Raw genomic sequence first — 20208 nt, 5'->3', positions numbered from 1 at the left:
AACAATTTCTTTAAAATATTTACTAATATATCATTTATCAAAATAAATATATAATATTATGTATTTTAAATAACTTCTTTTGATAATATTTTAGCTATTTTTCATGTTATTACTAACAAACAAATTATGTAATCTTAATTTTATGTGGTAATAATTAAATATTATTTGTCTATTTATATCTCATCGAAATGTTATTTAAAAAATATTTTATTCCCTATTTAAACTTATACTTTAAGATAAATATTAAAAGATTGTATGAACTGTTTTTGAAGGATAAATATCTTTTAATTTTTTAATTAAATTAATATGTTATATCAATTTTTTTTTTGAAATTAATTAAAATTATTTAATTTAATGAAATTTAACAATGTTTCGTATTTATTTATTTCGTTATAGCTTAATATAACAAATTATATACTGAACAAAGAGATTTAATCAATAGTTTATTTTAGTATGAAATTTTTCTATATTATATTAAAATTATAAAAAAACGATGCATTTGTTATAGTATATATAACTAACTTCTAAAAACATTTTAATTATTAATCGTGGTGATTTTCATTAATTTTGAGGATATACCTTCAAATAACAGTATTCCATTTAAATTTTCAATTATAATGAGTGTTTATAATTCTGAAAACTATTTAGATAAATCAATTGATTCTATTTTAAATCAGACCATTGGTTTTGTAAACAATGTCCAATTAATTATAGTGAACGATGGAAGTACAGATTCTTCACAAAATATAATAGATTACTATAAAAAATTATACCCAGACAATATTGTAACAATAAAACAAGAAAATCAAGGACAATCAAATGCAAGAAATCAGGGCCTAAAATACATTAAGGGAGAATATATAAATTTTTTAGATAGTGATGATTACTTGTCTGAAAACTGTCTAGAAGAAGTGTATAATACTTTTAATAGTACAAATGTGGATTTAGTTTCAATCAAAAAAATTTATTTTGAACAAGAAAACAGAGAAAATATTGTAAATAAAAAATATTTAAACAAAGTATTCAATTTAAAAGAGGAGTATCCTTATCCAGTTACTTCTGTAACAAATACATTTTTCAACTCAGCAAAAATAGAAAAAAATAACATTACATTTAACGAAAATTTAAATTTTTCAGAAGATTTTTTATTCGTAAATACTTATTTATTGTATAATAGCAATGTTTGTTTTATAAATCAAGCAAAGTATTATTACAGAAAACATATGGACTTTTTAGGAATTTCTGATAGCATAATATTTGATAAAAAGTATTATTCTAAAAGATTTGATGAATGTCATTTAAAATTATTAGATAAATGTTTAAATGAATTTAAAAATGTTCCAACATTCATTCAAGAAAACATTTTATATGATTTAAAGGAATTCATTTTAAATGCAAATTTAAATTATTTATTAAACAATTTTCCACAAATATATAATAACATTAAAAAAATTCTAGAACATATCGATGAAAAAAATTTAATAAAAACAGAATATATAAATGAAGATTTCATAAATCTGTTTAAAAATATCAAATTTAATGAATATAATTCTATTGACAATACTCATTTAAAGAAAATAATTAATAATAATCAAAAGTATAACGAAAATATCAAAGTCTCCATAATTATCCCAGTATATAATGTTGAAAAATACTTAGACGAATGCTTAAAAAGTGTTATAAATCAAACATTAAAAGAAATAGAAATAATTTGTATTGATGACGGATCAACAGACAATTCTTTAAAAATTATTGAGAAATATGCTAAAGAAGATTCTAGAATAAAAATTATTTCAAAGAAAAATGAAGGTCAAGCAATTGCTCGAAATTTAGGTATTGATCATGCAATTGGAAAATATATAGGTTTTGTAGACAGTGATGATTTCATTGATAAAGATATGTTTAAAAAGTTATATGAAAAAGCTATACAAAAAGATTTAGATATTGTAATGTGTGCTGTTAAGACATATGATGATATTACTAAAAAGGAAAATACAAATGATTGGTATTATTCTTTAAAATGTTTTGATAACTTTAAAAAACCAGTTTTTAATCATTGGCACACCTTAGAATTTACTAATGAAATATCAGTTACCCCTATTAATAAATTATATAATAAAAATTTTTTATTAAACAAGAATATTAAATTTCCAGAAAATATAATATTTGAAGATGAAGTATTTTTCTATAATATATATTTAAATGCTATTAGAATGTCAGTAATTGAAGAACCATTATATACATATCGAATTAATCGATATGGATCTACTGTAACATCTAATTCAGACAATAATTATAAAGACATTGTAAAAGTTTTTAAACATATTAGAGACATTTTCATTAAAAAAGATCGTTTAAAAATATATAAAAAACAATTATATAATAAAATGATTAATGGTTGTTTAACAAGATATTCACAGACTGCACCCAAATATAAATCAGAATTTTGGGAACTTCTTAAAGAAGATTTTAGTAGCATTATATCCTTCAACAAAACAGATGAAGATGAATATAAACTAAATATAAATGAATTAGATATTAAAATTAGAAATAGAACAAAAAAATTATTATTATCCAATACTTATGAAACATTTAAAGAAAAAGATTCATTTAAAGAGTTCACAGTAGTTATGCCCATTTATAATACTGAAAAATATTTAGATGATGCGATTCAATCCATAATAACACAATCAATTGGTTTTGTACATAATGTACAATTAATTTTAGTAAACGATGGAAGTACTGATTCATCCCAAGAAATTATTGATAAATATCAACAGTTATATCCAGATAATATATTATCATTAAAACAAGAAAACCAAGGGCAATCAAGTGCAAGAAATTATGGATTAAACCATGTTAAAGGAAAATATGTTAATTTTTTAGATAGTGATGATTATTTAAGTTATAATTGTTTCAAAGATGTTTATAATTTCTTTGAAAAGCATTCTGATGAAACAGATGTTGTCGCACTCCCCTTATATCAATTTGGAAGAACCAACTCTCCTCACATATTAAATTATAAATTTAAGAAAGAAAGAGTAATTGATCTTTTAAAAGAACCAAACAATCCCCAATTAACTATATCTTCAACATTTATTAAATCGGAAATGTTTGAAAATATTAGATTTAAGACAGGATTTATGGGTTCTGAAGATGCAAATGTAATAAACAAAATATTATTAAATAAAAAAACATTGGGTGTCATTAATTCATCAAAATATTTCTATAGAAGAAGAGAAAATGAAAAATCAACATTGGATACTATGGGAAACAATTTTTTACATTATACTCCTAGACTAAAATATCATTTTTTAGATTTAATTAAATATTGTTTAGACTATGAGTTACATATACCATATTTCATTCAATACATGATGGCGTATGATATTCAATGGATTTTAAATATATCAGACATAAATGTATTTAAAGATGATATGGAACATGAAGAATTTTTATATTATTTAAATATAATCTTAAATTATATAGAAAATGAAGTTATTCTAAATAATTTTAATATTAAAAACAAAGATTTAAAAAAATTTTTTTATACTCTAAAAAATGGACAAAAAATTATTATCGAAAATAATAATGTTAAACTTAAAACAAACAAAATTGTTTTAGATCAATTAAAAACTCATCAAATTTGGTTAGATATAATAGAAATCAAGGAATCAAAATTACTAATTTCAGGATTATTTAATTCATATTTTAATCGGGAACATCTTTCAATATCTGCTATAAAAAATAATCAAGAAAGGTATATATCAAAACCTATTTTTTATACATTACGTAAAGATAAAAAATTTTTATCAAAAATATGGAAATATAACTCAAGTTTTGAAATAGAAATACCTTTAGACTCTGCTGAAATTAATAGTGTAAATCTAGAATTGAATTATCATAAAAATAAGAATAAAAAAGATTTTTCAAAAGATAATTTAAAAACTGTAAATGTAGGTATTAACTTTAATAAATTTTGTAATATATCAAAATATAATAAGTATTCAATTTATCAAGATACTATATTAACATATGAAAATAATTCTTTCAAAATATATCCTTATTCATATAAAAAATTAGTAAAATTAGAAAAAGATACATTAAAACAATTTAAAAATAATGATAATCCTGTATTTAAACATACTTATAAACTAAGACTTATCTATTTACTATTGTTCCCTATAATTAAATATTTTAAATATTTGAAAAATATATGGATTTTTATGGATAGAATAAATCTAGCTGGAGATAATTCTGAAGCATTATTTAATTATGCTATTAATCAAAAGGATAACATAATGAAATTTTATGTAATTAGTGAAAATAGTGAAGATTATTCAAAATTAAAACATAAGAAACACATCATCAAATATAATAGTTTAAAACATAAATTATTATATTTATTTGCTGATAAAATAATAGTTTCACATCCTGATGAAGAAGTACATAATCCATTTTATCCTTATTATTCATATTATTGTGGGTTAACTACTGCAAAAAAATACTTTATTCAACATGGAGTTACAGTAAACAATGTTTCAACTTGGTTAAAAAGATATGAAAAAAATTTATCTTTAATTTCAACTGTTTCAAAATATGAACATGATTCATTTATAAATTCAGGATATGGGTATAATGAAAATATTATAAAAATATTAGGATTTCCTAGACACGATTTATTGAAAACAAACAAAAAAGATATTAAAAAGCAAATATTATTAGTTCCAACTTGGCGAAATAATGATGATAATAAAGAGGAATTGTTATCTTCAACATATTTTAAAAATTTAAAAAAATTATTAAATAATAAAAAATTATTTGAAATATTGCATAACAATGGATATAAATTAGTGTTTAAACCACATCCAAATCTTCAGAAATATATCCATTTATTAGAAATTCCTAAAGAGGTTATTAATGGAACTTCCATTCCATACGATAAATTATTCCGAGAATCATCTTTATTAATTACTGATTATTCATCAGTATCTTTTGATTTTGCATATTTAAAGAAACCTATAATATATTATCAATATTATGAACAGTTTAATTTTGATACTAAAAAAAGTTATTTTAATTATGAAAATATGGGCTTTGGAGAGATTATTAAAACAGAGGACTTGCTAATCGAGACTATAAGAAAATATTTAGAAAATAATTGTTTAATGAAGTCAAAATATAAAGAAAGAGTAGAAAAATTCTACAAATTTTCAGATAATAATAATTGTCAAAGAAATTATGCTTGGATAAAAAATAATTAGGTGAATATATGATTAACTTAGCTTTTTTCGGATCATGTGCTTCTATCGATACTTTCAGAAGTATCTTTAATCCAAACTATAAAGAATATTTTAATCGTGAACTACATGGAGTAAGAATGTCTATGATTAGTTTAACATCAAAAGCTGTCCCATTTGACAAAAAATATATAGATATACCTGAGTCTATTACAGATTATTTATCACGTAAAAGTTATATTTATGATGATTTGAACAAAACATTCTTTGATAAATTAAATGATAATATTGATTATTTAATTATAGATATGTTCTTTGAATCCTTTTTTGGAATCATTAAATACAATGATTACATTTTTACAAATAATTTCTGGGATTATCCACATACCACCTTTTTCAAAAATATGAAAAATAAAGAAGTAATTACAGTAGAAACAAACCCCGAAGAATATTATAAACTATGGACAAAAAGTTGCGACCAATTTTTCAAAAAAATGAAAAAAGACCACCCAAACATAACAATAATACTAAATAAAGTAAAATTAACTCCTTGGGGTTTAAATTCAAATAAAAATATTATATTTGATGAACCATTTAATAAATTAAATGAAATTCATAATCCTATGATAAAAAGATTCGAGGATTATATAGAAAAAAACTATGATGTAATCGTTATAAATCAAACTCAAAACATGTTATGGGATGAAAAACATGAATAAAAACACAAACACAACAAACAAAATAATAGAAACAAAAGATAAAAAAATATTAAAATACGAAATTCACCCAAACCAAAACATAATACAAAAAAACGAACCATTCAACTTCAAAACAAACGCAAACAAAATAACAATAAAATACAACGTCAAAAATAAAAATACAGGAAACTACCCCCATGTTGGAATAACCGCAAGAGAAGGACTAACAATACTATATAAAAAAAATAACCAATGGTACAACATCGAAACATACGCCAGATATAATGAAAAAACAATCGACTTAACACAAATGATAAATGACAACAAAGAACATGAATACATAATTTACGGACCAATACTAAGCAACCTAACCAACATATCAATAGAAATAGATAACCAAAAAGAAATAAAAAACAACCAACCAAACTACGAAAAAAACATACTAATACTAGGCGGAATTCACAGCTATGGAATTGGATGCACAACAACCGGAACAATGTTCCCCAACATATTAAAAAGAAAAACAAAACACAAAATCGACACAATAACATTCAACAATAGAAATTACTTAGACAAAATAAATTACTACCTAAAAAACAATAACATAAAAAAATATGACTTAATAATATTCGAAATAGATTATTATAACCAAGATGATTCAATAGTACAAGAAAATTTAAACGAAATACTACAACAACTAACTCTAAAAACACAAAATATAATCTGCTGGTCAACAATCAACAACACAAAAAAACAAAAAATCACCAACATCAAAAAAACAACAAAAAAATATAAAGAAATTAAATATTTCAACTTTTCAGAACTATATGATTCAAATAATAAAGATATATGTACTTCAAGTAATTATTACATTAATGACACAGGAAACATAATGTTATATAAAAAATTTTCAAATATAATAAAGGAGATTTAAAATGCAATACCTTGAAAATATAAATGATAAAATATTAAACATTAATGAAGATGAATATGTATTCATTAATTTTATGGAACATCCAGAATATTTTTTTGGATTAGTGAATACTTGTAATAATATAGTAGATTTTAATAAATTTCCTCCGGTTGTTCAAAAAGAAATGAAACAATTTGGAGAAGTTGCTGTTCAAGAAATGAATAATTTAAATAAATCTCCTTGTGGTGTTAGAATTCGTTTTAAAACGGATTCATCGAAAATAATATTTAAAATTAGATTAAAACGAAAATGGGGCTATCATAAGATGGTTAATTGGAATTCTATGGGTTTTGATGTTTATAATGTTATAAACAATGAATATATTCATAGAACTGTTTTTTCACCAAAAGACGGAGAAAATTTGTTTGCAGAAATTATAAATAATTCATTAAATGGATTTTTATGCATATTTTTACCAAGTTATAATGTAATCGAAGAAATGTATATAGGTATTGAAAAAAAATCTAATATTTTTCCGATAGAATATGATGGAAAGAAAAATATCCCAATAATATTTTATGGAAATTCAATTACCCAAGGTGCTGCAGCTTCAAGAAGTAGTAATACTTTTCCAAATATGATAAGTAAAAAATTAGATAAAAATATATTAAATTTATCAATTTCTTTATGTTGTAGAGGCTCTGAAGAAATGGCAGATTTAATTGGTAAATTTAATTGTTCAGGAATAGTTATTGATTATACAAGAAATGCATTTAATAAATATGAATTCGAAAGTAGATATGAAAAATTTTATAAAAAAATAAGAGAATATCATCCAAGAATAAGAATTATTTTAATGACATCATCAAATTTTAATAATTGGAAAGGACTCGATCCATATGATGAGATAGTTAAAAATACTTATAAAAATGCTATCACAAATAATGAGAATACAGTACTTCTAAATCAAAAAAATATTTTTGAAGAAGATGAGTATGATTATGTGTGTATAGATGGATGCCATTACACAGATTATGGAATGAATAAAATTGCAGATGAAATAATTAGATTACTAAAAATATAATTGAGTGATTTTATGATCAACTTAGCTTTTTTCGGATCATGTATTTCAGCAGATAATTTTAGAAGTGCACATAATTCCAATTATAAAGAATATTTTAAACGCTGCGTACATGGTGTAAGAACATCTTTGATTAGTTTAATGTCAAAACCAGTTCCATTTAATGAAAAATCAATTGAAATACCAGATAATGTGCCCGATTATAAATATAGTACCAGCATAATTAAAGAGGATTTAAACAAGTCCTATTTCAACAAATTAAATGATAATATTGATTATTTAATTATGGATATGTTCTTTGAATCAATATTTGGAATCATTAAATACAATGATTACATTTTTACAAATAATTTCTGGGATTATCCACATACCACCTTTTTCAAAAATATGAAAAATAAAGAAGTAATTACAGTAGAAACAAACCCCGAAGAATATTATAAACTATGGACAAAAAGTTGCGACCAATTTTTCAACAAAATGAAAAAAGACCACCCAAACATAACGATAATATTAAATAAAGTAAAAATAGCCGAATATGGTTTAAATAAAAACAGAAATATAGTATTAGATAAAAATTATCATCAAATTCAAAGTATTCATAATCCTATGATAAAAAGATTCGAGGATTATATAGAAAAAAACTATGATGTAATCGTTATAAATCAAACTCAAAACATGTTATGGGATGAAAAACATATATGGGGAAAATATCCCGTACATTACACAAAAAAACATTACAACTTAGTATATAACGATATGAAACAAATAATCAAAATGAAAAAACTAAAAAACCAAGAAATAAACAACAAACTAAAAGAATGGAATAAAAACACAAACACAACAAACAAAATAATAGAAACAAAAGATAAAAAAATATTAAAATACGAAATTCACCCAAACCAAAACATAATACAAAAAAACGAACCATTCAACTTCAAAACAAACGCAAACAAAATAACAATAAAATACAACGTCAAAAATAAAAATACAGGAAACTACCCCCATGTTGGAATAACCGCAAGAGAAGGACTAACAATACTATATAAAAAAAATAACCAATGGTACAACATCGAAACATACGCCAGATATAATGAAAAAACAATCGACTTAACACAAATGATAAATGACAACAAAGAACATGAATACATAATTTACGGACCAATACTAAGCAACCTAACCAACATATCAATAGAAATAGATAACCAAAAAGAAATAAAAAACAACCAACCAAACTACGAAAAAAACATACTAATACTAGGCGGAATTCACAGCTATGGAATTGGATGCACAACAACCGGAACAATGTTCCCCAACATATTAAAAAGAAAAACAAAACACAAAATCGACACAATAACATTCAACAATAGAAATTACTTAGACAAAATAAATTACTACCTAAAAAACAATAACATAAAAAAATATGACTTAATAATATTCGAAATAGATTATTATAACCAAGATGATTCAATAGTACAAGAAAATTTAAACGAAATACTACAACAACTAACTCTAAAAACACAAAATATAATCTGCTGGTCAACAATCAACAACACAAAAAAACAAAAAATCACCAACATCAAAAAAACAACAAAAAAATATAAAGAAATTAAATATTTTGATTTTTCAGACATTTACAATGTTAATAATAGAGATATATGTACTTCAAGTAATAATTACATTAATGACACAGGAAACATAATGTTATATAAAAAATTTTCAACCATTATTAAAAGATTATACTTTGAACAATAGAACAAACCTTTTTAAACATAGTAATATTTAATATGTAAAAAAAATAATGAAAAAGAACTATCAACTTAAACTTAGCAATTAAGAGTGATAACATGTGTGGAATTGTAGGATGTATACTTAATAAAGAAGTAGCGCCAACCATAATCGAATCAATCAAGAAATTAGAATACAGAGGATACGATTCAGTAGGAATAGCTACCCTAACAGACAAAATAAACGTTAAAAAGGGTAGTGGAAAAATAAAAGAAGTAGACGACCAGATACACTTAACAGAAATAGACGGAAACATAGGAATAGCACACGTAAGATGGGCAACACACGGAAACCCAACAAAAGAAAACGCACACCCACATAACAGCTGTGACAACAAGATAAGCGTAGTACACAACGGAATCATAGAAAACTACAAAGAACTAAGAGAAGAACTAGAAAAAGAAGGACACACATTCAAATCAGAAACAGACACAGAAGTAATACCACACCTCATAGAAAAATACACAAAACAAGGAAACGACCTATTACACGCCACACAAAAAACAATAAACAAACTAATAGGATCATACGCACTAGCAGCAATAAGCATAGACGAACCAGACAAAATAATAGGAGCAAGAAAAGAAAGCCCACTAATCGTAGGAGTATCAGAGGACGGAAACTTCCTAGCATCAGACGTACCAGCAATACTAAACGAAACAAGACAAGTAATATACCTAGACGACAACGAAATCATACAACTAGAAAAAGACAACGTAACAGTAATGAACAACCAACTAGAACCAATAAAAAAAGAAGTAGTGACAATAGACTGGAACCCAGAAATGGCAGAAAAAGGAGGATACCCACACTTCATGCTAAAAGAAATAAACGAAGAACCACAAGTAATAAAAGACACACTATCAGAATCACCAAAAATAAAAGAAATAGTATCTAAATTCAAAAACTTCAACAGAATATGCTTCGTAGCATGCGGAACAAGCTACCACGCATCACTCATAGGAGAATACCTCATAGAAACACAACTACACATACCAACAGAAGTAATACTAGCAAGCGAATTCGAATACTTCCAAAACACACTAGACGACCACACACTAGTAATATTCATAACACAAAGCGGAGAAACAGCAGACACACTAAAAGCACTAAAAACCGCCAAAAAAGTATCAGAAACCCTGGCAATAGTAAACGTAGTAGGAAGTAGCATAACACGAGAAGCAGACCACGTAATATACACAAGAGCAGGACCAGAAATAGGAGTAGCAGCAACAAAAACATACCTAAGCCAACTAATATGCATCTACCTCTTAGTAGCTCATTTAAGTGATGATACCTGGTTAATTGATAAGTTAAGTAAATTACATGATTATTCTTTAAATTCTTTAAAACACGAGGAAAATATTAAAAATATTGCGAAGAAATATAAATCCGCGAGTGATTTTTTCTATATTGGTAGAGGGTTTAACTATCCAACAGCTTTAGAAGGTGCATTAAAACTCAAGGAAATTACATATATTCATGCAGAGGGATATCCTTCAGGAGAACTAAAACATGGTCCATTGGCATTAATTGATGAGGGAATACCTGTTGTGGGAATTTTACCGCCAGGTCCAAGTTATCCTAAAACCTACAATAACCTACAGGAGATTAAAGCTAGAGGAGCAAATATGATTATTCTCGGATCAGAAGAGGACACACAAATAAATCAGATAGAAAACAAAATATTATTCAACCCAGGAATAGATGAAATAATAGCACCACTCATATATATTATAGACTTACAGTTATTATCATATTATACTAGTATAGAAAAGAAAATAGACCCAGACAAACCTAAAAATTTAGCAAAATCAGTTACAGTAGTATAAATATTTATAGAAAGAAATATAAATATATTATTAATGAATCAGATTCATTATATTTCATATTGTATAAGAATTATCAATTTAATTTGATAATTCTTTTTATTTGAATAAAGTCTGTTTATTTTTAAAATTATATATGTTTATATTTTTCAAACTAAATAATATCATTATCTAAAAAAATGACAGTGAAAATATGAATGTATCTCAGAACTCCAAAATATTAATTTCTATTATCATTCCTACTTATAATATTGAGAATTATTTATCCGAATGTTTAACCAGCATTTTAAGTCAATCTTTCACTAATTTTGAAGTTATTATTATTGACGATTGTTCTAGTGATTCAACTAAGTGTTTAATTGAATATTTTATGAAAAAAGATTATAGAATCAGGTTATTTGAAAATGAGCATAATGTTGGTCCAGGTATTTCTCGTAATAGGGGAATAGAATATGCTAGAGGAAAGTATATTATGTTCGTTGATGGTGATGATTGGTTGGATGTTAATTGTTTAGATAAACTATTTAAATGTGCTGAAGAGTATCATACAGATATGGTTATGTTTAAGGGTTTGAATTTTGATGATTCATCTAATCGTTTTTATAAGAATGATTATTTTAGTATTCCTTGTTTAGATCGTTTGAATAATTCATTGTTTAATTTTGATGACATTCATGAGGATGAATTGTTTGAGATTTTTGTTGGTCCTGTTAATAAATTGTATTTAAGATCTTCTATTGTGGATTGTGGTGCCCGGTTTTCTGAGTGTTTGACTCATGAGGATAATCCTTTCTTTTATAGGGCGTTTTGTGCTGCTGATAAGATTTTCTTGTTGGATGAATATTTTTATAATCGTCGTGTAAGAAGTGGTTCTATTACTAATTTGAGGGGTGATGTTGAGCTTGATACCATATTGGTTGTTGAGGATATTTTGAAGGTGTTCATTGATAATGGTTTGTATAATCACTTTAAGGAGTTTTTGTTGAATCGTTTGTTGTTTAAGTTGCGTAATCGTTATCGTCTTGTTGGTGATGATTATAAGGAAGAGTATTTTTTGAGGGCTAAGGCTAAATTGGATAAGTTTTTCTCTGTGTATGGTTTGTTTGATGATTTTGTTGAGTGTTTATGGTCTGAGAATAAGTTATTTTTTGATAGGCTTGTTTTTTCTGAGAGTTTTGAGGAATTTTTATATTTTTAAATTTTTCTTTTTTCCTTGTTCGTTGTTTGGTAATTTTGCTTAGTTTAATATAGTTGTTTTGTGTTATATATTTTTATTAGTAATTGAGTTGATTTTTTATGAAGAATTTTTTTAAGATATCTTTATTTTTTGTATTGTTAATGCTTCTTGTGGGTGTTTTGTCTGCTGTTGAAGTTTCTGATAATAATACAGAAATTGTTAAGAAGTCTGACAGTCTTGTTAGTTCTTCTTCTAGTGATAGTAATTTAGTTGTTAAAGATAAGAGTAAATCAGTTAAAAGTGCTTCAGGGAAGGTTAAGACTAGATTAACTGTTAATAATATTCCTGATGTTGGTATGGATTCTGATATTCTTGTTTATGGTCATTTGAGTGATGTTAATGGTAAAAGTATTGATAATGCTCGTGTGACTTTGGATGTTAATGGTGAGGATTATGAAACTACTACTTATTATGGTGATTATATTGGTGAATATATGGTTACTAAGAGTGGTAAGTATACTGTTAAGGTAAGTTTTAAGGGTAATGGCAAGTATTATGCTAGTAGTGCTGTGACTAGTTTTAATGTTCCAAATAAGAAGAGTACTTACATTTATTTGGATGGTGTTCCTGATTTAAAGTATGGTGAAGTTGCTAGTATAAGTGGATTTTTTAGTGATGGTCGTGGCCATTATTTAAGAAATACATTGTTGACTGTGAGGGTTAATGGTAAGAATTATACTGCTAAGACTGACGGTAATGGATACTTTGTCAGGAAGGTTAAAGCTAATAAGATGGGCAAGAATACTGTGAAAGTATTGTTTAAGGGTAATAGTAAGTATACCTGGACTAGTTCGTATCTTTATTTTACTGTTTCTCGTCAGTCTACCAAGATTACTTGTAATAATATTAATACTGTGAATAAGGGATCTGGTGTTAAGGTTAGTGGTCGTCTGGTTGATGCTAAGGGTAATCCTTTAAAATCTGCTAGTGTGGTTGTTAAAGTTAATGGTGTTAAACATATTGTTAAAACTAGTAGTAATGGTGTTTATTCTTATTCATTTAAGGCAGAAAAAGTTGGTAGTAATAGTGTGAGTGTTTCTTTTTCTGGTAATAAGTATTATGTGGGAAAGAGTGTGAGTAAAACATTTAAGGTTAAGTCTCCTTATAAAACTATGACATTATATATGGATCAGTTTAAATATATTGGTAATGATGAGTTTTATTCTTGGTATCAGATTTATAGTGGTGAGTTTTCTTCTGGTGTTTATGTTAGAGTGTTAGATTATTATGGAGATTATGGTGATCCTGCAGATAATATGATTGTTGGTGCTACATTTTATTTCAAGAATAGTAATGGTAATGTTATTTCTAGGAAGTTTGATGATGGTAATGGTATTTGGATGGGTCATGACTTGATTAATGGTTATACACCGTTTAAGGTTGTTGTTAAGTATCGTCGTATGACTCAACGTGAGACTGATTTATGGAATTCAGGTTATGAGTGGGATGCTTTGACGAATTCATGGCATAATATTTATGCGTATTATTAGTCTTATCATCTTTTTTATTTTTTTATCTATTGTTTTTCTTTTTTTGTTTTATGTTTTTTTATATTTTTTTGTGTGGTTGTGTCTTTTGTTTTATTTGTTTTTATCTTGTTTTATTTGGTTGTTTTATAATTGATTTGATTATATTATGGTTTATGTTTTTATTAAATGATTAGACATGTTTAAAAATTAGAAAAATAGTCTTTACATTAACTTGTATCAATGCTTTGTGTTATTTTTATGTTTTTCATCCTTGAAGGAATAAGTAATGAAAACTTAATGAGAGCATATTGAATTTTTTAGGGATTTACACAAATAGAGATAAAATACAAACCCTTAATATAAATAAATACGTTTAGGATTTTATAAATATTTACTTTCAAAAACATTTGGAAGTCATTTTTTGTATCAATACACTAATGTATGATTAGACCAAATAATAGCACAATTAATGATGTGCTTTATGCATGGATGCGATATCAAATAGTATTTTATCTCCAATTTTAATTCTTCTTTTTAATTCTTTTAGTATTAATAGTACCATTTTAGTATCATGAGATGAACCACTACTTAATAAGAACAATACAAGAATTTTGGTATCAAAAAATTACAAGAGTAATTTTAAAGCCAATATACCAACCAAAAGATGTTCCGCCCATTTATAGTCTTTGTTTTCAATTGACTTTTTAGTGATTTTCCTAAATCTAAAATTAACATCTAAATCAGCAGCAGATGCATCCACAATTTAAGTCATATTTTTACTTTATAACTTTTATTAATCTTTTTAAGAATACATTAACTGCATTTTGAAGATTATTGTTACTACAACCAGATATTTCTCCATATACTTCACGGCAGTTAATAACATTTCAAAATTTAAACATTCTACAACTTAGATTTATTAAATAATTCATTAACAGTGCAAAAAAATACTATTTTCAAAGTATGAAATAAAAAATAGTTTTTAATGCAGTTTTGAATCTTTTAATTCTTTTAAAGCCATTTCTAGATAGAATAATACAGGTTAACCGAGAACCAATAATATTAAATATTTTATACACCATATACCAATGTCTTGTTCATCGAAATTAAACCCCTGAATCACACTATCTTCAATACTATATATGACAAAGGTATATCTAAATATTACGATAAATAACCCATATTTATAAAAATAACTTCAAATAATTTGTATTAGTTCTAAGAAAAGTATCTAAACTATACAAATAATAAAAAAAGGACAAATGTCAAATAAGTTGATTTTCCAGAAGCCCAATAGTTATCATTTTTGTTATAGGTTTAAATATTATTTAAACAAATAATATTATTATACACTTATTATCATTAGGAAAATGATTCAAATGACAAATAAATACATTAAAATAATGTTCTTATTTCTCACATTAATATTACTACTAATAAGTGTGGTAAATGCAACAGAAGTATCTGATGATACTAATACACATAAAATAGAATATAAAAAAGTAGTATCAACTGAGAAAACAGTTACAAAAACGTGCAATCATAATGTAACCAAAGAACAGAAAAAAACGAAAGTAAACAAAAATAAAGAAATTAATAAGACAAAAAAGGAGAATAACACAACAAATTTAAAAAATAATTCTAAAAAAAAGACTACATTATCCCTCTTTTTAGATAATAATAAAGCAGGATATGCGGATAAAGTAAAAATATTTGGATACTTAAAGGATAATAAGGGAAATCCAATTAGTAATGAAACAATTAACTTAAACGTTGATTCATTTAAGTATAATGCACAGACAGATACGAATGGGTATTTTTCTAAAAATTACTATGTTTATGATATAAGTCTTAAAAATTTCACAGACATGTATTTTAAAATCAATGCATCATTCAAAGGAAATGAATATTATTACTCATCTATGAATAACACTAAATTCCTATTAACAACCTATGAAACAGTTATCAAAATAGTTCATGATAAAACCAGTTATGATTTAGGTGAATCAATAATAATTAAAGGTAGTTTACGAGTAAAACATAATGGATGGGGAATAGCAAATCAAACTATTGAAATAATCTGGAGAGTTGATAATCCAGAGTATCCGGATTATGTTAATTATTATGTTAAAACAGACAAAAATGGAGCATTCACATGCAATATAACGCCAAAATATGAAAATAATTATTGGTGTGCTGTTAAGTTTAATGGAACAAAAAAGTATTATGAAACGATTACCCCTGAAAATTTTTTTATTGTATCTAATGATACAAATGTTTTCATAGATCTTTATCCATTCAATAGTAGTACTGGAGGTATTGGAAAAAATGATAATCTCATCTGTATAGGAAGAATATTTGATGAATATAACAATAATATCACTGATATAACCATTACCAACGTAATTATTAAAGGACATCCTACTAATAATTCTACATTTAAAGGATTTACTCTTAAATATACTGTTAAACCTTACTATTCTGGTGATAGTAATGAATTTATGATAATAGTTCCAAAAAATAAATTTGCTTCAAATCATAAAATATCCCATTATACTGTAGGACTAACTAATTCATATTATCATTATGGTTATAACATAACTGCCAAAACAAAGGATTTTTATATAAAACAGAAGACTGACTTAACTGTTAACAATATTTCAACAATAAGACAACACGGTAAAGTATTAATTACAGGTAAAGTAACTAGAAATAATAAGCCAATAAAGAATGGATTAATTAAATTAAATATTGGGGGATTCCTAGCTTCAACCAAAGTAATTGATGGAACATACAGTTACACTTATACTGCCAATAATGTTGATTTATATGATGTGACTGTAGTTTATTGTGGTGATTCAATTAATGGACCAACAAGTGTAAAAACCACATTCAATGTCACAGATAAGAATATAACATTGCCAACTAATATCTCCCTCCCTACATTAAAACAAAAAACATACAAAGAAAACATTACAATAACAGGAAAACTAAAAGACGCAAACGGAATCATAATCAAAAATGCTACAATCAAGGTAAAAATAAACACGAAAACATACACAACTAAAACAAACAGTAAAGGTGTCTACACAGTCCGAATAGTAGCTAATAAAGTAGGAACAAATAATGTAACAGTAACATATACTGGAAACAATTATTACAAATCAGTTACAAAGAAGACCACATTTAAAACAGTAGCACGTGCAACCAAACTAACCGTTAATAAGATATCTACTACAACTAAAGGTAAAACAGTAAAGATAACAGGTAAACTAACAGATAATCTTGGAACACTGATAAAGACAGGTAAAGTGAAAATAAAAATTAACACTAAAACCATGACAGTAAAAACAAATAACAAAGGAATATACACTTTCAATTACAAAACAACCACCAAAGGAATCAAAAATATAACAGTAACCTACCAGGCAACAACTAATTACAAGAAAAGTAGTATTAAAACATCATTTAAAGTAAAATAATTAAGGAACCAATAATTTATTTTAAATAATTATAATCAAAGAACTCAGGAAAAAAGATGATTAAAATGATAAATAAGAAAATTAAATGTGTGATACTACTTTTCATAATCATACTACTACTAATAGGTATAGTTAATGCAACTGAAGTATCTGATGATGGTAAAACAAACACGATATCAAAAGAAAAAATAGTACCAATCGAAAAGAACATTACAACAACAAAACAAAAAATGAAAAACAACATACAAGAAAAGAAAATAAACAAAAATAAAAGAGATAATTCTGTAAAAAAAGAGGATAATAATAGTTCAAATACAACAAACACAACTAAAAAAAAGACAGCCATATCTCTTTTATTAAATAAAAATAAAGCAGCATATATGGAAGATTATAAAATATACGGGTACTTAAAAGAAATTGATGAAAATCCAATATCAAATGAAACAATAACCCTAACTGTAGACGAAATAAACTATGATTTAACAACGGATAAAAATGGACGATTCGATCTTAATATGCGAGTCTATGATATATGGTTAAAAAAATATGATGATATGAATTTTCATATAAACGCTTCATTTAAAGGTAATAATTTATATTACTCCTCAACAAACAAAACCAAGTTAGCAATAACAACATTCAACACTGAAATAAAAATAGTCAAAGAAAAAACTCGATACATGGATAATGAACCAATAAAAATCAAAGGAAGTTTACGAGTAGCAGACAATGGATGGGGAATAGCAAATCAAACAATAGAACTAACCTTGAAATATTATGATTATCCAGATTCTTATGAAGAATATTACAGTGTTAAAACAGACAAAAACGGAGTATACACATTAACAATAACACCATTTAGACGAGGAAACTATGAATTAGAAGCATATTATAATGGAACAAAAAAATATATGGAAACATATAGTATTTATTATCAATTTTTTGTTTCTAGTGCTATAGAAACTACTATTAAAATATATCCATACAATAATGTTTCAGCTACACAATCAAAAAATGATAATCTAGTATGCATAGGACAAATACGAGATAAATATAATAAAACAGTGACAAATCAAAACATCACAAAAGTAAGAGTATACCAAAATTTAGATATGGGAATTGAAAATGAGGATGTTCTAGATATAGAAAAAGAAGTTAATATAACACCTGATAAAAATGGTGAGTTCATTATAACAATACCCTACAAAGAGTTAAATAATTGGAGTCAAAAATCTAATTATTATGTAATTGAGCTTATCTCCGGTGAAACAAAAAAATATATGACATCAACCACTAAGAAAAAATATGACTTTACAAAAAAATCAAAAATAACCATAGAAAATATTCCAAACATAGATTTTGGAAAAAATATCCAAATAAAAGGTAAAGCAAGCAATAACAATAAGTCAATCCAAAATGGAACTGTTAAATTATTAATCAATAATCAAATATATACAACCAAAATAAATAAGGGCACATATAACTTCACATACAAAACTACAAAAACAGGATTAAATAACATAACCGCAGTATACTGCGGAGATTCAAATAATGCACCAACCTCCGTAAAAACAACATTTAATGTTAAAAAAAATACAAATATTACCTTACCAGCACTTAAACAAAAAATATACAAGGAAAATATTACAATAATAGGAAAACTCAAAGACACAAACGGAATCATAATCAAAAATGCTACAATCAAGGTAAAAATAAACACGAAAACATACACAGCTAAAACCAGTAACAAAGGAGTATACACAGTCAAAGTAGTGGCTAATAAGGTAGGAATCAATAATGTAACTGTTACATATGCAGGCAATAAATACTACAAAGCAGTAACAAAGAAAACTACATTCAAAACAGTAGCACGTGCAACCAAACTAACAGTAAACAAGATAAGCACAAAAACCAAGGGCAAAAAAGTAAAAATAACAGGTAAATTAACCGATAGCTTCAAGTCACCAGTCATTAACAGTCTAGTGAAAATTAAAATCAACAAGAAAACAGCGCTTGTTAAAACAAATAAACAGGGTGTTTACACATACAATTATAAAACAATCACCAAAGGCACTAATACGGTAACAGTAACATTTGTCGGTAGTACTAACTATAAAAAAACTACTGCTAAGACTATTTTTAAAGTTAAATAGGGAGTAAATATTTATTTATTCCACCTACTTTTTTTAAAATGTTCCCCTCACCTATTCTCATATTAATCGTACGTGTCCCTTTCAAGACATACGGCTTGAACATATAATTTTCAGAGGATGTGCAATAACTCTCAGATATAACTAATTTTTTTATACTTTAAATATTTCTATTTTTATTATAATTTATTGATTTTATTTAGTTTTTTATATATTTCCTGTATTTAATTTTATTTTAATTATTACTAATATTTTTTAGGTATATTTATATATAAAATTGTATAAATACATTATATAATGAATTGAATTTAATAGTGGCACTGT

Annotated in this window: 10 protein-coding genes; all 10 read left to right on the top strand. The window is 25.4% G+C overall.

From position 1 onward, the window contains the following. The first annotated feature begins 551 nt into the window (after window positions 1–551). The 10 genes from PXD04_RS15005 (at window position 552) to PXD04_RS14960 (ending at window position 19887) form a co-directional block, all read left to right on the top strand. Complete coding sequence (locus PXD04_RS15005) at window positions 552–5264, top strand: glycosyltransferase (protein WP_323735635.1); 4713 nt, start codon at window positions 552–554, stop codon at window positions 5262–5264. An 8-nt stretch (window positions 5265–5272) separates the two neighbouring features. Then, the gene (locus PXD04_RS15000; RefSeq protein ID WP_323735634.1) at window positions 5273–5959 is read left to right on the top strand and encodes a DUF6270 domain-containing protein; all 687 of its coding nucleotides are present in this window, start codon (window positions 5273–5275) and stop codon (window positions 5957–5959) included. Next, window positions 5952–6872 (top strand): SGNH/GDSL hydrolase N-terminal domain-containing protein, encoded by a 921-nt coding sequence (locus PXD04_RS14995; protein ID WP_323735633.1) that lies wholly within the window; start codon window positions 5952–5954, stop codon window positions 6870–6872. The genes PXD04_RS15000 and PXD04_RS14995 overlap by 8 nt, the downstream gene beginning before the upstream one ends. Before the next feature lies 1 nt (window position 6873). Then, on the top strand, window positions 6874–7935 hold the full coding sequence (locus tag PXD04_RS14990) for an SGNH/GDSL hydrolase family protein (RefSeq protein WP_323735632.1): 1062 nt from the start codon (window positions 6874–6876) through the stop codon (window positions 7933–7935). 12 nt (window positions 7936–7947) lie between these two features. Further along, a complete protein-coding gene (locus PXD04_RS14985) occupies window positions 7948–9684 on the top strand; it encodes a DUF6270 domain-containing protein (protein WP_323735631.1) in 1737 nt (578 codons plus the stop codon). 92 nt (window positions 9685–9776) lie between these two features. After that, window positions 9777–11549, top strand: a complete 1773-nt coding sequence (gene glmS / locus PXD04_RS14980; protein WP_323735630.1) for a glutamine--fructose-6-phosphate transaminase (isomerizing) — start codon at window positions 9777–9779, stop codon at window positions 11547–11549. A gap of 190 nt (window positions 11550–11739) precedes the next feature. Beyond that, entirely contained in the window at window positions 11740–12744 is a 1005-nt protein-coding gene (locus PXD04_RS14975) for a glycosyltransferase family 2 protein (protein ID WP_323735629.1), read from the top strand. Window positions 12745–12902: 158 nt separating this feature from the next. Next, on the top strand, window positions 12903–14273 hold the full coding sequence (locus tag PXD04_RS14970; RefSeq protein ID WP_323735628.1) for a carboxypeptidase-like regulatory domain-containing protein: 1371 nt from the start codon (window positions 12903–12905) through the stop codon (window positions 14271–14273). A 1358-nt stretch (window positions 14274–15631) separates the two neighbouring features. Beyond that, window positions 15632–17734 (top strand): hypothetical protein, encoded by a 2103-nt coding sequence (locus tag PXD04_RS14965; protein ID WP_323735627.1) that lies wholly within the window; start codon window positions 15632–15634, stop codon window positions 17732–17734. Window positions 17735–17790: 56 nt separating this feature from the next. Further along, entirely contained in the window at window positions 17791–19887 is a 2097-nt protein-coding gene (locus PXD04_RS14960; RefSeq protein WP_323735626.1) for an Ig-like domain-containing protein, read from the top strand. Window positions 19888–20208 lie beyond the last annotated feature (321 nt).

Source organism: Methanosphaera sp. ISO3-F5, assembly GCF_034480035.2.
Lineage (GTDB): Archaea > Methanobacteriota > Methanobacteria > Methanobacteriales > Methanobacteriaceae > Methanosphaera.
Note: the sequence above shows the minus strand (reverse complement) of the source record. Positions and strands in the feature narration are given on the sequence as shown.

Excerpts from the sequence above, each read along its gene's own strand:
- PXD04_RS15000 (WP_323735634.1), top strand. The coding sequence starts at position 5,273 with ATGATTAACTTAGCTTTTTTCGGATCATGTGCTTCTATCGATACTTTC.
- PXD04_RS14995 (WP_323735633.1), top strand. The coding sequence starts at position 5,952 with ATGAATAAAAACACAAACACAACAAACAAAATAATAGAAACAAAAGAT.
- PXD04_RS14990 (WP_323735632.1), top strand. The coding sequence starts at position 6,874 with ATGCAATACCTTGAAAATATAAATGATAAAATATTAAACATTAATGAA.
- PXD04_RS14985 (WP_323735631.1), top strand. The coding sequence starts at position 7,948 with ATGATCAACTTAGCTTTTTTCGGATCATGTATTTCAGCAGATAATTTT.
- glmS (WP_323735630.1), top strand. The coding sequence starts at position 9,777 with ATGTGTGGAATTGTAGGATGTATACTTAATAAAGAAGTAGCGCCAACC.
- PXD04_RS14975 (WP_323735629.1), top strand. The coding sequence starts at position 11,740 with ATGAATGTATCTCAGAACTCCAAAATATTAATTTCTATTATCATTCCT.
- PXD04_RS14965 (WP_323735627.1), top strand. The coding sequence starts at position 15,632 with ATGACAAATAAATACATTAAAATAATGTTCTTATTTCTCACATTAATA.
- PXD04_RS14960 (WP_323735626.1), top strand. The coding sequence starts at position 17,791 with ATGATTAAAATGATAAATAAGAAAATTAAATGTGTGATACTACTTTTC.